10 protein-coding genes, 1 pseudogene and 1 riboswitch are annotated in these 14,585 nt (G+C 64.4%); of the genes and pseudogenes, 7 read left to right on the top strand and 4 right to left on the bottom strand.

What is annotated here, in order from left to right; genetic code table 11:
* The 7 genes and pseudogenes from CKO25_RS15870 to cobJ all read left to right on the top strand — a co-directional run.
* Window positions 1-615: pseudogene (locus CKO25_RS15870) on the top strand (cobyrinate a,c-diamide synthase); the annotation flags it as partial.
* Window positions 616-709: 94 nt separating this feature from the next.
* Window positions 710-910, top strand: a riboswitch (cobalamin riboswitch).
* Between the two features lie 139 nt (window positions 911-1,049).
* On the top strand, window positions 1,050-1,733 hold the full coding sequence (locus tag CKO25_RS15865) for an energy-coupling factor ABC transporter permease (RefSeq protein WP_200388924.1): 684 nt from the start codon (window positions 1,050-1,052) through the stop codon (window positions 1,731-1,733).
* On the top strand, window positions 1,730-2,074 hold the full coding sequence (locus CKO25_RS15860; RefSeq protein WP_200388923.1) for an energy-coupling factor ABC transporter substrate-binding protein: 345 nt from the start codon (window positions 1,730-1,732) through the stop codon (window positions 2,072-2,074). Before CKO25_RS15865 ends, CKO25_RS15860 begins: the two co-directional genes overlap by 4 nt.
* A complete protein-coding gene (cbiQ, locus tag CKO25_RS15855) occupies window positions 2,061-2,813 on the top strand; it encodes a cobalt ECF transporter T component CbiQ (RefSeq protein ID WP_200388922.1) in 753 nt (250 codons plus the stop codon). The genes CKO25_RS15860 and cbiQ overlap by 14 nt, the downstream gene beginning before the upstream one ends.
* Window positions 2,810-3,652 carry an energy-coupling factor ABC transporter ATP-binding protein gene (locus tag CKO25_RS15850; protein WP_200388921.1) on the top strand — a complete coding sequence of 281 codons (843 nt, stop codon included), beginning with the start codon at window positions 2,810-2,812 and terminating at the stop codon, window positions 3,650-3,652. Before cbiQ ends, CKO25_RS15850 begins: the two co-directional genes overlap by 4 nt.
* Window positions 3,649-5,151, top strand: a complete 1,503-nt coding sequence (locus CKO25_RS15845) for a cobyric acid synthase (protein ID WP_200388920.1) — start codon at window positions 3,649-3,651, stop codon at window positions 5,149-5,151. The genes CKO25_RS15850 and CKO25_RS15845 overlap by 4 nt, the downstream gene beginning before the upstream one ends.
* On the top strand, window positions 5,148-6,452 hold the full coding sequence (cobJ, locus tag CKO25_RS15840; RefSeq protein ID WP_200388919.1) for a precorrin-3B C(17)-methyltransferase: 1,305 nt from the start codon (window positions 5,148-5,150) through the stop codon (window positions 6,450-6,452). The genes CKO25_RS15845 and cobJ overlap by 4 nt, the downstream gene beginning before the upstream one ends.
* 95 nt (window positions 6,453-6,547) lie before the next feature.
* Here the strand turns inward: cobJ and CKO25_RS15835 are convergent, their stop codons facing one another.
* The 4 genes from CKO25_RS15835 to CKO25_RS15820 all read right to left on the bottom strand — a co-directional run bounded on the left by CKO25_RS15835 (window position 6,548) and on the right by CKO25_RS15820 (window position 14,376).
* Window positions 6,548-8,818 (bottom strand): TonB-dependent receptor family protein, encoded by a 2,271-nt coding sequence (locus CKO25_RS15835; protein ID WP_242467658.1) that lies wholly within the window; start codon window positions 8,816-8,818, stop codon window positions 6,548-6,550.
* Window positions 8,819-8,887: 69 nt separating this feature from the next.
* A complete protein-coding gene (gene pabB, locus CKO25_RS15830) occupies window positions 8,888-10,288 on the bottom strand; it encodes an aminodeoxychorismate synthase component I (protein WP_200388918.1) in 1,401 nt (466 codons plus the stop codon).
* Between the two features lie 31 nt (window positions 10,289-10,319).
* A complete protein-coding gene (folK, locus tag CKO25_RS15825) occupies window positions 10,320-10,847 on the bottom strand; it encodes a 2-amino-4-hydroxy-6-hydroxymethyldihydropteridine diphosphokinase (RefSeq protein ID WP_242467657.1) in 528 nt (175 codons plus the stop codon).
* A gap of 79 nt (window positions 10,848-10,926) precedes the next feature.
* On the bottom strand, window positions 10,927-14,376 hold the full coding sequence (locus CKO25_RS15820) for an acyl-[ACP]--phospholipid O-acyltransferase (RefSeq protein ID WP_200388917.1): 3,450 nt from the start codon (window positions 14,374-14,376) through the stop codon (window positions 10,927-10,929).
* Window positions 14,377-14,585: the final 209 nt, after the last annotated feature.

Raw genomic sequence — 14,585 nt, 5'->3', positions numbered from 1 at the left:
CCCGCAACGGTGCCCCCACCACGACACCTCGCGGGACGATGCATCGCGGTCGCTCGAGATGCCGCTTTTTCGTTCATCTATCCAGACAATCTCACCGTGCTGGAAGCCATGGGCGCACGCATCGAAACCTTCTCACCGCTTGCCAACGAGATCCCCGTAGCCGACGCCATCTACCTCCCTGGCGGCTACCCAGAGCTCCACCTCGCGACACTCGCCGCCAGGACCGCTACACGCGATGCCCTCCACGCCCATGCCCGCGCGGGACGACCGATCTATGCTGAATGCGGGGGACTCTTGTACCTGCTCGAGCATCTCATCGACCGCGACGGTCGCGGGGCATCCATGGTCGGGCTGCTCCCCGGCCGAGCGCAGATGCAACCGCGCCTGGTCGGACTTGGCATGCAATCGCTCGAGCAACCGGCGGGGCAACTGCGAGGACACAGCTTCCATCATTCAGCACTCGACCTTCAGCTCGAACCGGAGCGCCACGCCGTGCATCATCCGGACGGCAGGCCGGGCGAAGCGTTCTATCGGCACGGCGCCGTGCGCGCGAGCTACCTTCATCTGTACTTTCCCTCATGTCCGACAGCGGCGGCCGCCTTGTTCCTGCCCTGAGGGTCGCGCACCGCATTCCGGGTGCGGGAACGCCCAGTACGGCATCACCCTAGCCATTGCCAGGAATTGACCCCGAGTTCCGCAGCATCTATGCTGCGACGCCTACGGTGCCGGTTCCCGCGGGGCATGTGAGCCTAGCGGGATGAAAAGGGAACATGGTGAGAAGCCATGGCTGCCCCCGCAACTGTCAGCAGCGAGTGCTCCCGCAACGATGCCACTGGTCGGGCCATGACCGGGAAGGCGCGTGAGCACGGTGACCTGCGAGCCAGGAGACCTGCCGCCCCGTCGATCCAATCGTTCAACCGGGCGGGGTGTCCCGGTGGCGAGACCCCAATCGCTCGGGATTCCGACACGGACCTCCGTTGTTGGAGTCCACGCAATCGATGCGTCTCTCCGCCTGCAACCTTGTGCCCTCTCTCGCGGGAGAGATTCGCATGCACATCATGGAAGGCTTTCTGCCTCCACTCCACGCCGCGGCTTGGACTGCCGTCTCGGTGCCTTTTCTCGTCTTCGGCGCCCGGCGAATCGTGCGGATCACGCGCGAACAGCCGCAACTGAAGCTGCTGCTCGCGAGCGCCGGTGCCTTCGCCTTCGTCCTCTCGGCGCTGAAACTGCCATCGGTCAGCGGGAGTTGCTCCCATCCGACCGGGACCGGCCTGGGCGCGATCCTGTTCGGGCCCTCGGTCATGGCAGTCCTCGGCGCCGTGGTCCTTTTGTTTCAAGCCGTGTTGCTCGCTCACGGCGGACTCACGACCTTAGGCGCCAATATCGTTTCGATGGCCATCGTTGGTCCCTGGGTCGCTTATGGGTGTTTCCGCTTGGCGCGACCAATCGGCCTGGGCCTCGCCGTCTTCCTTGCCGCCATGCTTGGAAATCTTGCAACCTATGCGGTCACCACCGTGCAGCTCGCGCTCGCCTTTCCGGACCCGACGAGTGGTTTTGCTGGGGCGCTCGTGAAGTTCGGAGGGATCTTCGCCCTTACCCAGATTCCACTCGCCATCATCGAGGGGCTGGTGACCGTCGTGGTGATCAATCTTCTGATACGGATCAGCGGAGACGACCTGTGGCAACTGGGATTTGGTCCGAGACCGTGCCGGGTCACGGAGGTGACGACATGACGCGCATCGATTGGACGCTGCTCGGTTTCATCCTCATCCTCGTCACAGCCCCGCTGCTCTTGCCGGTCGGCGGCCATCTCGACGAACGCTTCGCTGGAGCCGATGGCCAGGCACAGGAGGCGATCCTGGCGACGCACCCGCGCTACGAACCCTGGTTCGAGCCACTCTGGGAGCCACCGAGCGGTGAGATCGAATCCTTGCTGTTCGCGCTGCAGGCCGCACTCGGTGCTGGCGTGCTCGGTTACTACTTCGGGTTACGCCGCGGTCAGACGCGGGCGCGCTCCGCCGCACGCGCCGCGGAGCGTGCTCAGCCGTCTTCGACGCGCGATGGGACCGAGTGACGAACAGGCTTGGAGCAACCGGTGGCGCCATCATCATCCCGGCGAGCGAGGACTGCTCGCCGGTGGGTTGCTGCTCTTGGTGCTGCTGCTACCACCCCTACCTACCGCCCCGCTGGTGCTGGTGGTGATGACGACTGCCGTCGTCGTGGGCGCTGGGGTGCCCTTGGCACGCTTCGCACGCGCACTGGCGATCCCGCTCGGCTTTTTGGCGACAAGCCTGCCCATCATCGCCCTCTCGCTCGAGCTGTCCGAGGGGGTGCATCTCAGCCTCTCACCGGACGGGGCACGACGGGCGCTGGAGGTCGGGGCACGGGCCCTAGCCGCGATGTCCTGCCTGGTCGGTCTCGCACTCACCACACCCATGACCGACTTGATCGCCGGGCTCCGTCGGCTTGGTGTTCCGCAGCCGCTCGTGGAGATCATGGATCTGATGTATCGCCTCCTGTTCGTGGTGGTGGAGCGCGCCACGAATGCCCGTCGCGCTCAGGAGGCGCGTCTGGGCTACACCACCTTCGCACGCGCTCCGCATGCGTTCGGACTCTTGATCGGGGCACTGCTGACGCGCTCACTCGCACACGCACGCCGCCTCGAGATTGGTCTCGCCGCGCGCGGGTTCGAGGGCGATTTACAGGTGCTGACACCCCGGCGCGCGCTTTCGGCGCGACGCCTCGCTGCGGTGAGCGCGACGCTGATCGTCGTCGGCGGCGTCGCCCTCGCCTCTCTCGGGATGTCGTCATGATCACACCCATCCTCGAAGCACGTGGACTCTGCTTCCGCTACGCGAGCGGGGCACTCGCGCTGCGTGATCTCAATCTACGCATCGAGCGCGGTCGTCGACTCGTGCTGCTCGGCGCCAATGGCTGTGGTAAGACCACGTTGCTCCTGCATCTGAATGGCACCCTGCAACCCCAGGAGGGCGTATTGCAACTGGACGGCCAGGCCATGAATTATGGGCGGCGGACTCGGCAGGCATGGCGGCGGCGAGTCGGACTGGTCCTACAGGAACCCGATGACCAACTCTTCGCCGCCACGGTCTATCAAGACGTCTCTTTCGGCCCGTTGAATCAGGGACTCGGTGAGACGGCGGTTCATGAGCGCGTGATGGAGACACTGGCCATGCTCGACATCACCGATCTCGCGCAGCGACCGACCCATGTTCTCAGCTTCGGGCAGAAAAAGCGCGTGGCCCTCGCGGGCGTGCTGGCCATGCACCCAGAGGTGCTGATCCTTGATGAGCCAGACGCTGGGCTCGACGGCACTGGCATCGCCCGGCTGTTCGAGACGCTGGCAGGGCTAGGCTCTCAGGGCACGACCCTGATCATGGCCACTCACGATGTGGATCTGGCCTATGCCTGGGCCGACGATGCGGCCATCCTCGCTGCCGGGCGCGTGCTGCGGCAAGGCAACGCCGCGGACCTCTTCGGCGACGCGCAGCTTCTCGCCGCGGCCGGGCTCGCCATGCCACCGGTTCTCGCAGTCGCCCACGCGCTCCGCCCGACCCACCCCTGGCCCGATGAACAACCGCCGCGCACCACACATGACCTGATCACCATGATCACCGCCGGCACCGCCCCATGAGCGCCCGCGTCCTGATGATCCAGGGCACCACCTCGGATGCCGGCAAGAGCGTGCTGGTCACTGGACTCGCCCGCATGCTCGCCCGTCGCGGTCGGTCGGTGGCGCCCTTCAAGCCCCAGAATATGGCCCTCAACAGCGCCGTCACCGCGGATGGACGCGAGATCGGTCGCGCTCAGGCGGTGCAGGCCCAGGCCGCCGGACTGGCACCGAGCGTCGACATGAACCCGGTGCTGCTCAAGCCCAACAGCGACCGCGGCGCTCAGGTGATCATTCAGGGTCGCGCTGTCGGCAACATGGACGCGGTCATCTATCACGACTACAAACGCATCGCGCGCGCGGCCGTGCTCGAGTCATTCGCGCGACTGGCGGCGCACCACGATCCCATCCTGGTCGAAGGAGCTGGCAGTCCCGCCGAAATCAATCTGCGTGCCAACGACATCGCCAACATGGGATTCGCCGAGGCCGTTGATTGCCCGGTGATCCTGATCGCCGACATTGATCGCGGCGGCGTCTTCGCCCAGCTCGTCGGCACGCTCATGCTGCTGTCGGAGACCGAGCGGGCACGGGTGAAGGGGTTCGTGATCAATCGCTTTCGCGGTGACCTCGCCCTATTGCGCCCTGGCTTGGACTGGCTGGAGCGCGAAACTGCTCGCCCGGTCATCGGCGTCCTGCCCTATCTCATGGGATGGCAACTCGACGCCGAGGATGCCGTCACCTCGGCGCAGACCGCGCCGACTCAGGACGCCCTGCGCGTGCTGGTGCCGGTGCCACCACGCATCAGCAACCATACCGACTTCGACCCGCTGCGCCTGCACCCACGAGTGGATCTGCGCTATGTCCGCGCCGGCGAATCCCACCCTCACGCAGACCTGATCGTGCTGCCCGGCTCGAAATCCGTGCGTGCGGATTTAGACTGGTTGCGTCGCGAGGGCTGGGATCACACCATCGCGCGCCACCTGCGCTATGGCGGACGCCTGCTCGGCATCTGCGGCGGCCTGCAGATGCTCGGGCAGCACATCGCCGACCCGCATGGTCTTGAAGGCCCGCCCGGCGTGAGTGCTGGACTGGGGCTGCTCGAACTCGACACCGAGCTCGCGCCCGCCAAGACCTTACGCACCATTAGCGGTCGACTCACCCTGGAGGACGCCCCCTTCAGCGGTTACGAGATCCATGCTGGCATGACCACTGGCAGCGCCCTGGCGCGACCGGCCGCCATCCTTGATTCTGGGCAACCCGACGGTGCCATCAGCGTGGATCGACAGATCCTGGCCACCTATGCACATGGGCTCTTCGAGTCCCCGCACGCCTACGCCGCGCTCCTGCGCTGGGCCGGTCTTGACACGGCCGACGCGCCCGACCATCAGGCTGCGCGCGAGGACGCGATCGACCGTCTCGCCGCTACGGTGGAGCAGCATCTCGATCTGGCCATGATCGAGCGGATCCTCGACGCTGGTGCCGCGCTCGATCCCCGACAACTGCTGGATGAGCGGAGCCCGTGAGCACGGACGGACACAGACGCACCGCCTCACAGTCCGCGGACATGTCACGCCGGGGCAAGATCCTGCTGGTCGGGTTGGGACCGGGCGACCTCGAGCAGATGACTGGGCGGGCACAGGCAGCGATTGCCGCCGCCGAGGTGGTCATCGGCTATCGCACCTACCTGCGTTCGATCGCGCCATTGCTCACCGGCAAGACGGTGGTCGCGCGCGACATGGCCGAGGAGATGGCGCGCTGTCGCGAAGCCGTCGCTCGAGCCGAGGCAGGACAGGTGGTGGCCCTGGTCTCCTCGGGCGATGTCGGCATCTTCGGCATGGCCGGTCCGCTCTATGAGCATCTGCTCGAGCGTGCCTGGACTCCTGAAACAGGGATCGAGGTCGAGGTCGTGCCCGGCGTCACCGCCGCCAGTGCCTGCGCCTCGCTGGTGGGCGCGCCACTGACCCATGATTTCTGCGCCATCTCCCTGTCTGATTTGCTCACCCCTTGGTCAGTTATCGCCGCGCGCCTGGAGGCTGCCGCTCGAGCCGACTTCGTCACCGTGCTCTACAATCCGCAAAGCCGTCGACGCACCGATCAGATGCGCGAGGCACAAGCCATCTTGCTTCGTCATCGTCCTTCAGATACTCCGCTCGCCATCGTCCATGCCGCTTACCGACCGCGTCAGTCAGTCGAGCTCACAACCCTGGAGCGCCTCCTTGAGCACGACGTTGGGATGATCAGCACCCTGATCGTTGGCAACAGCAGCAGCATTGCGCAGGCTGGAGTCATGGTCACCCCCCGCGGCTACAGGCGGAAATACGACGACCTCGATGCTGGCGTGAAACCAGGCGAGTCACCCCGCCACTCCTTGAGCAGTGGCTTCGCGGGTTGGCGTCACGCATTGATCGAGCACGCGGGGAGACATGGCATCGCCGCCACCGCAAGGATGCTCGGTGCCCCACCCACACGCATCCTTGAGGCCCTGATCGAATCCCCTGCGAGCCCACTCGGCGTGGTGCGTGCGCCCAATCCAACGACCCTGTTCGAGCAGGCGCTACACTGGCCCAACGCATTGGTGCACTTGAACCTGACGCAATCCCCGGCGACGGCCCTGGAGGCCATACTGGAGTTATCTGATGCGGTCCAACGCCAGGGTCCTGGAGCGGATGGCGCGCCCGCGACGCTCAGTGGGCCTGGCTGGAGGCTAGAGCTCCCCTGGACCGCCGTTGTCTCTGCCTATCAAGTGAGCGATCACCATCAGATCGCCGCCTGGTTCCAAAGCGCCAGCGGCGAGACCCTCCTGCGCATCGAACGCCCACGTTGAGGTCATCCGCCACTCAGAAGCGAGCTCCAGACCCGCAACACGCGCGCCCACGATGCGATCCTGTATCCGGTTGGCGACACGATAAGGGCCAGCCATCAAAACACGTAACTCGCAGTCAGACCGAACAGGACAGTGGTTCCAGCGGCCGGGGCAAAAGACCGGCCATTGATGTCATTGGTGATAACAGCGCCGATGTAGTCACGGTCCAGGAGGTTCTCGACACGGAGGAATTGCGACACCTCCCAGGGCCCCCAGTGCTGGCGGAAGCCGCCGCGAAGATTGAGCGTCCAGTAGGCCCCGGCGAACGCGCTGTTCAGGTCGTCGACATCGACCTTGCCCTGGGCGTAGACATCGAGCGCACCCATGAAGCCGGTCGGCTCGTGAGCATAGGACAATTCGCCGAACAGTGTGTAGGGCGGCACACCTGGGATGCGGTTGCCTGAGCGCACCTCGGCCTGGTTGAGCAGGGGTGGGAGGGTGCGGCAAGGGGTGCCGGTGCAGGTCGGAAAGGCCGCGGTGAAGCGGGCATCGATATAGGTCGCCGCGAGGGTGGCGGCGAAGCCCTGGGCCCAGGCCGTATCGAAGCGCAACTCCGCGCCTTGACGGCGCGATGCGGGTGCATTTTGATAGGTTGCACGGCCTCCCTGGTTGGTCGCAACGGTCAATTCATCGTCCGTATCGATGCGGAACACGGCCAGATTCAGGAGCGAATCGCTCCCCATGGTCAGTTTCATCCCCACTTCGTAGTGCTGACTCAAGGCCGGTCGCAATCCCAGATTCAGGCCTGGACGACCGTCTGGTCGATACGCTAACTCGCCAAAGGTCGGGGTCTCGAACGTCCGACCGAGATTGGCGTAGAGGTTCATACTCGGGGTCGCGCGGTACACCAAACCAAGAACGGGGGTCCAGGCATCATAGGTCCGCCGTCCGCTGTCGTCTGGATTCAGGTTGGTCTGCGTAATGGGCTGTGTCGAGCCACTGCAGCGATCTGGCCCCATGCCCGGGGCGGTCACCCACTCCGGGGTACAGATGAACCGATCGCGTGAGTCGAACACGACTTGCGTGTAACGCACTCCTGAATCAAAACTCCAGCGGGGAGCGAAGCGCCAGAGCGATTGAACGAAGAGTCCGCGACTGGTGACCTGGTTCGCCTCATCGCGCTTGAGCGCACCGCGCACACCGAGGTCGTTGCGGTAGCCCTTGCGATCTTCCTGGGCGGTCTCGTACTCACCCCCCAGGATGAGACTCAGCGGCCCGCCAGCCAGTGTGTTTTCATGGCTCCACCACAGACTGCCGCCGTGGAAGTGTCGGTCGAAGGCACTGACACCCCCCGATGCCGTGATCGCATTCTGGGCACCGAGCGGGATGGCGAGAAACTGCTCGTTTGACCGAGACCCAACGTATCCAACGATCTGCAGGCTGTCGCGTGCCGACACTGACTGCTCGTAGCGCAACCCGGCTTGCAGGTTGTCGAGTGAACGGCCCGTGCGAAAGGTGCGTGCAACCGGTTGCGCTTGTCGCCGATTCTCAGCAACTTGCTCCGCGCTCAGGCCAAGCGGATCAAGGCTCTGTGGTTGATTGAGTTGATTGACGACGAGACTCACGTCGGCGCCACTCTCGAGCCGCCAGCGCACCTTGGCATTGAGTTGCTCCTTGCGCGCATTGCTCCAGTCGCGATAACCATCCGTCTCGAATCGGTACGTGTCCAGGATAGCATTCAGCGAACCGACTTCACCGCCCAGCTTGACACCCTGAATCCAGGTCGCGTCACTGCCACCCATGGCACGCACGGAGACGGTCGGTCGTGGAGGCCCGTCCTCGGTCAAGATCTGGACCACGCCTCCGGCATGATTCCCATAGAGCGCGGAGAAGGCGCCGCGCATCACCTCGATGTCGCGTGCCGAACCGAGATCGAACAGGCCCGGACCGCCTTGACCGTCAGGCGTGCTCGCGGGAATCCCATCGGCGATCAGTTTCACGCCACGCGTGCCGAACTGCGACCGCCCACCGAACCCACGAATCATGATCTGCTCTTCCTGCGCGAAGCTCCCACGATGGGTGACGACGGTGCCCGGCACCCGGTTCAGGACTTCGGACACCCGGACCTGTGGTGCTTGATCCTGGATCTGGGGCGCGCCGATGATATCGATCGCGACGGGCAGGTCGAATGGGTTCAAGCCGATCCGGGTCGCCCCCACGACGATCGGATCCAGGATGATGATGGCCTCGCCCGACGCAGGGCTGCGCACAAGCCCCTCGCCCCCCTCCCCGCTCGGCCCAACGCCGGGCTCTTCCGCGGCCACCTCCTCGGCCGCCATACCGAGGGAACTCACCAGCAGGGCTACTGATCCGATCCAACACCGCAAGACAATCACCTCCCTCGGGCCCACGACTCCCACCCGATCACTCGGTCGTTCAAACCTCCGCCCATATCCTCAAGACCCCAGCCGAGCCGAGCGCGCACGGGCACGCAACCGCTCGAGCAATTCGAGCATGGGTGCCGCCTTATCGTCGATCTCACGGTATTCGGCCTGCGCATCCGAGTCGACGACGATCCCACCGCCGGCCCAGAGACGCAGCACCCCATTCGCCTGCACTAGGGTTCGGATCGCAATATTGGTATCCATCGCGCCATCATAGCCAAGATACCCAATGGCACCACAGTAGATCCCCCGACGCAGCGGCTCGAGTTCCTCGATGATTTCCATGGCGCGCAACTTGGGAGCGCCGGTGATTGAGCCCCCTGGGAAACAGGCCCTTAGCAGATCCACCGCGGTGTGATTCGACGCCAAGCGCCCGCGCACCGTGCTGACGAGATGGTGCACATGCTGAAAGGTCTCGACCTCGAACAGCCGCGGCACCTGGACGCTGCCGACCCGGCACACCTTGCCGAGATCGTTGCGCAGGAGATCGACGATCATCACGTTCTCGGCGCGATCCTTCGCACTGTGTCGCAGACTCTCGGCGAGCTGCCGGTCCTCGCCTGGCGTCGAACCGCGCGGTCTGGTTCCCTTGATCGGCTTGGTCTCGACCCGATCGCCACGCACGCGGAGGAAGCGCTCCGGCGATGAACAGAGGATCTGGCACATCGGGTTCGCCAGATAGGCACCGAACGGGGCAGGGTTAGCCCGACGCAGTTGCTGGTAGGCCGACCAGGCATCGCCTTGTGCGGGCGCACAGAAGCGCCGGGCGATGTTGACCTGATAGGCATCACCCTGTCGCAGATAGTGCTGGACTCGAGCAAAGGCCCCTTGATAGTCCGCGTCAGCCAGACTTGAGGTCACGGGGCCAAGGACCCTCAGGGGTTCAACGCGCGCGGGCAGGTACTCGGCGCCCAGGGCATCGCTCATGCGCTGGTGCCAGAGCTCGGCTTGGTGCACATCCCAGCCCATCAGCCATGACCGCTGTCGCCGATGGTCGACCAGGAGTGCCCAATCATAAATGCCCACCGCCATGTCGGGCGTCCCCTCGGCGTCCACGGCGAGCGCCGGGATGCGCTCCAATCGACGCGCCAGGTCATAGGCGAAATAACCGATCGCACCGCCGCAGAAGGGCAGCCCCGCGATCCTCCGACGGCGCGGACCAAGCAGCTCGCTGAGCAATGCGAAGGGATCGTCCCGTGAGACCCAAGCCCTATCCGCGCAGCGGATCTCGGTCTCCAGACCCCGTGTCACCAAGGTCGCGCGTGGCGCGGCAGTCAAGATGTCGAATCGCCCCTGATGACTCCAGGGACGCCCACTGTCGAGAAAAACCGGCCAGGGTGCATCCAGCAACCGCTCAAAAAACCGCGAGCTATCGGTTCGGTAGGGGACATCGCGGATCAGGGGCCCGATCATGAGTCGGGACCGCGACGCAGACCAGCCAGGCTCAAGGGTCGCAGCCGTCAAGCACAGCAACGCCGGACCGATCGCAACTCTCGAGCAGATCGGCTAGAACCCCCATGCCCGGCACCAGGAGATCGGGCGCTGCGACATCGGCGAGCGGCACCAACACGAAGGCACGCTTGGCCATTTCAGGATGCGGTATCCTCAGGCCCGGCACCGCGATCCGCTGATCACCATAGATAAGGATGTCCAAGTCGAGGACCCGTGGCCCCCAGCGCGTGCCGTCGCGATGCCGACCCTGGGCAATCTCGATGCCATGCAAGGCACGCAGCAAGGCCACTGGCGCCAGATCGGTCCGCAACCGCACGACTGCGTTCACGTAATCCGGTTGTCCGGGCGGCCCTACCGGCGCGGTGCGATAGAGACGCGAGCGAGCGAGCAAGGCAACGTGCGGCAGCATCGCCAGGGTCCGGATGGCCTCGCGCACTTGTCGCACAGGCTCCTGCAGATTACTGCCAAGACCAATGAAGGTCTCTACTGGCATCCTGTCTTGTGAATCGGATTGGGTCATCGCGACCGTCGCCTCGAAGGAAACAGGTATCATCATCGAGCCCAGACGACCACGGGAGCAAGACCCGCGTGTCCACTGCTCAGGAAGAGGCCACGGCAAGCCGTCGCAAGGCCGCGAAATCCGTCTTGCCGCTGCCCAACTTCGGAATCGACTCAACCCGGATCACCTCCGCCGGAATGCTCAGCGGATTCATCCCGGACTCGAGCAATTGCTTGCGCAGCGCATCGGCATCGACCGCGCCGGCCACCAGGAGCAGGATCCGCTCACCCTTGCGCTCATCGGGAAGATTGACCGCACCCAACTCCAGTTCCGGCTGAGCCAGAACGCGCCGCACCTGCTCCTCCACCGCACCGAGACTGATCATCTCGCCCCCGAGTTTCGCGAAGCGCGAATAGCGATCGACGATGGTGAGGAACCCATCGGCATCCAGATGGCCCTTGTCGCCGGTCTTGTACCAACGCTGGCCGTCCATCTCCACGACGGCCTGCGCGGTCTTCTCCGGGTCGTTGAGATAGCCCTTCATCACCTGCACGCCACCGATCAGGATCAGCCCATCCTCACCCGTCGAACGGGTTTGTAACGTCTCGGGATCGACGATGCGAAAACTCGTCCCGGGCAGGGGCAAGCCAACCGTCCCGGGCCGCGAGCCGGACTGGATCTTCCAGGTGGTCGTCTCCAGGGCGTCTGGGACATTCACGCTGGCCACCGGCGTGGTTTCCGTCGCCCCATAGCCCTCGTAGATCGGCTTATTGAACTTGAGCGCGAAGGCCTCGCGCACCTCCGGGGACAGCCGTTCCGCGCCGGCCACCACCACCCGCAAGGACTGCATCATGAGCGGATGCACACGTTGGTTGCGAATATAGAGACGCAGGAAGGTCGAGGTGCTGCACAGCACGGTCGCCCGATAGCGGGCGATCGCCTTGGCGGTCCCCACCGCATCCGTGGGGTCGGGATGACAGACCACCGGGATGCCTTCGAGCAACGGTAGAAAGGTGGTCACGGTCAACCCAAAGGCATGGAAAGGCGGCAGATTCCCCAGGATGAGATCATCCGCCTCGGTATTGAGCACGTCGGCGATCTGACGCACGTTCGCCATGATGTTGCGATGAGTGAGTTCGATCCCCTTTGGCACCCCTTCGCTGCCGCTGGAGAAGAGGATCGCCGCCGTGTCATCCGGGCGGCCGGGCTCACCGAAGAGCCAAAGCAGGACGCGTGCCGGTACCAGGCTCCCAAGCGCCAGCATCGCCAAGGCCTCGACCTTGCCGATCTCGGCCCGCACGCTCTCCATGGGATGGAGCGTGACCTCGGCGAAAGCCGTTTCTAGAGCGATCCCGCGCTGCGCGAGCTTGGCCAGGAAGCGCTCGGAGGTGATGACATGTTGCACTCCGGCACGGCGCATCCCGGCTGAGAGAGCCTCGGCGCTCGCGGTGTAATTCAGGTTGACGATGCGCTTGCCGACCAACAGCCCAGCGACATTGGCGATCGCCGCCGCGCTGCTCGCGGGTAGCAGAATACCGATGGCCGGCTCGGGTGCGAGTCGGCGGATGCGGCGGGCGAACAAGAGCACCGCCGCGATCAGACGGCGATTGGTCAAGCGCGTGCCGATCGAATCGATCACCGCCACCTCGCCGAGACGGCGCTGCGCGGTCGCGAGCCAGGCCGCGGGCAGACTGGGCAACGCCGCGACATGGGTCTGCCATGAGGTCACCGACAACTCGAACACCGCCTGCTTGACCTGTTGCGCGCTCGACTCGCGCACCATGGGCTTGCCGAAGGCCACCAGGACATCCCGGGTGCGACCCTCGCGACGATTCGCCTTCAATTTCTGGTTGGCGAACGAGAAGCGGCTGCCCCAGAGACCACGCAGATAGAATGGCAGGATGACCCCAGTCTGGGCCGCGCGCGCCGATCGTTCGAAGCCACGCTTGAACTCGGAAAGCTGACCGTTCTTACTGATGGTCCCTTCAGGGAAGACACAAACCACCTCGCCGGCATCAAGCAATCTCGCCACCGTCTCGATCGCCTCACGGCTGCGGCCGCCCGAGATCGGGACCACCCCGAAGAAATCGAGGAACCAGCGCAGATACCAGCGCTCGTAGATCCCACGCTCCATCACGAAACGCACCGGGCGCGGACTCGCCATCTGCACCATCGCCCAGTCGATCCAACTGATGTGATTGCCGAGCATCAAGACGCCGCCTTGCGCCGGCATGTTCTTCAAGCCGATAACATCGAGTCGGTAGTGGGTGGAGATCAGACGCGCTAGCAGGAAGCGCACCATCGATTGCGGCAGTTGATAGAGGGTGTAGAGGGCGCCGCCGAGGGCAATGAAGGCGAGCGCAACCATCACCGCGAACCCACCGATCTCGAACCAGGCCGCCAGCACCGTGAGCCCGAGGAAGACGAGCATCAAGATGTTCTGAACGAAATTGTTCGCCGCCAGGACGCGCCCGAGCCCCTCATCGCCGGCATTGAACTGAATCAAGGCATTCAATGGCACCAGGAAGAGCCCGCCCAAGACCCCAAGCATGAGGAAGTTGAGTCCATGCGCCCAGGCCGAGTGGAGCCCCGGCAGGACGAACAAGGTCAGGGCAACACCCAACGCTCCCACCGGGATCAGACCCGTCTCGATATGATGGCGAGACACTCGCCCGGCGATGATCGAACCCAAGATGACGCCGATCCCGGTGCAGGCCAGCATCCCCTGGATCACCACCGTATTGGTCTCGCCTAAGGTTTCCTTGGCGTAGGCGGGGAAGGCCGCCAACATGACCTGTGCAATGGACCAAAAGATCGCCAAACCGACGATCGAGAGCCAAATGACCTGATTGTCCCAAGCCGCATGGAGGTTACGACGCAGATAGCGCCCACTCGCATACTGCCCCCAAGCAAAGGGCATCCGCGTCCCCGGGTTCTGATGCGGCAACCGATATGCCAGTGCGAGCTGGATCAGGGCGCCGGCCACCAGCACCCAACCGAGCGGGGCCATGAACACCATGACCTCGTCGGGTGTGCTGAATGTCTGATCGACCAAGCGTCCCTCGAAGAGGACCGAGAAGACGAAGATCCCGGCTAGGATCGCCGTGGTGGTCGTTGCCTGCACCCAGCCGTTGGCGGCAGCCAGTGATTCGGCGCCTACCAACTCCTTGATATAGCCGTATTTTGCTGGCGAGAAGAAGGCGCTCTGCACCGCGAGCAGAAAGGTCATGGCGAACGCGGGCCAGAACCAACCGAGGGCATAGCACAGGGTGATGGCGAGCGTGATCACGACGGCAACCCAGGCGGTGACCCGCATCACCCGTTCTTTCGCGAAGCGGTCAGCGAGGAAGCCCGAAGGCGTGAACAAGAGGACAAACGGCAGGAGGATCAGCGCATTGACGATCGCCGTCAGCAAAATCTGGGCATCGCCATCATAGATCTTGAAGAGGGTGTTCTGAATGATGATCTTATGCCCCAGGTCCACGAAGGCATTGAGGAAGATCAGCCCGATATAGACAAGGAAACCGGTGAGACGAAAGAGTTGACCCATGCGCGGACACTTCTCCCCAGTCAGAGTCGAGCCGGAACCCGAGGCCGGCGGTGGAGCTTGACGTCGGACGAGTGGCCAAGCCAGTGAGTGGCGCTCAGATGGCTCCCTGCGGGAAAGGCATGATGCTCATGGATCGTACCCAACCCGCGCGGCGCCTCGCTCGGATCCGGCTGTGCGTGCCATCTTGATCCGCTTGAGAGCACGCGACC

This window comes from Thiocapsa imhoffii (genome assembly GCF_016583985.1).
Lineage (GTDB): Bacteria > Pseudomonadota > Gammaproteobacteria > Chromatiales > Chromatiaceae > Thiocapsa > Thiocapsa imhoffii.
Note: the sequence above shows the minus strand (reverse complement) of the source record. Positions and strands in the feature narration are given on the sequence as shown.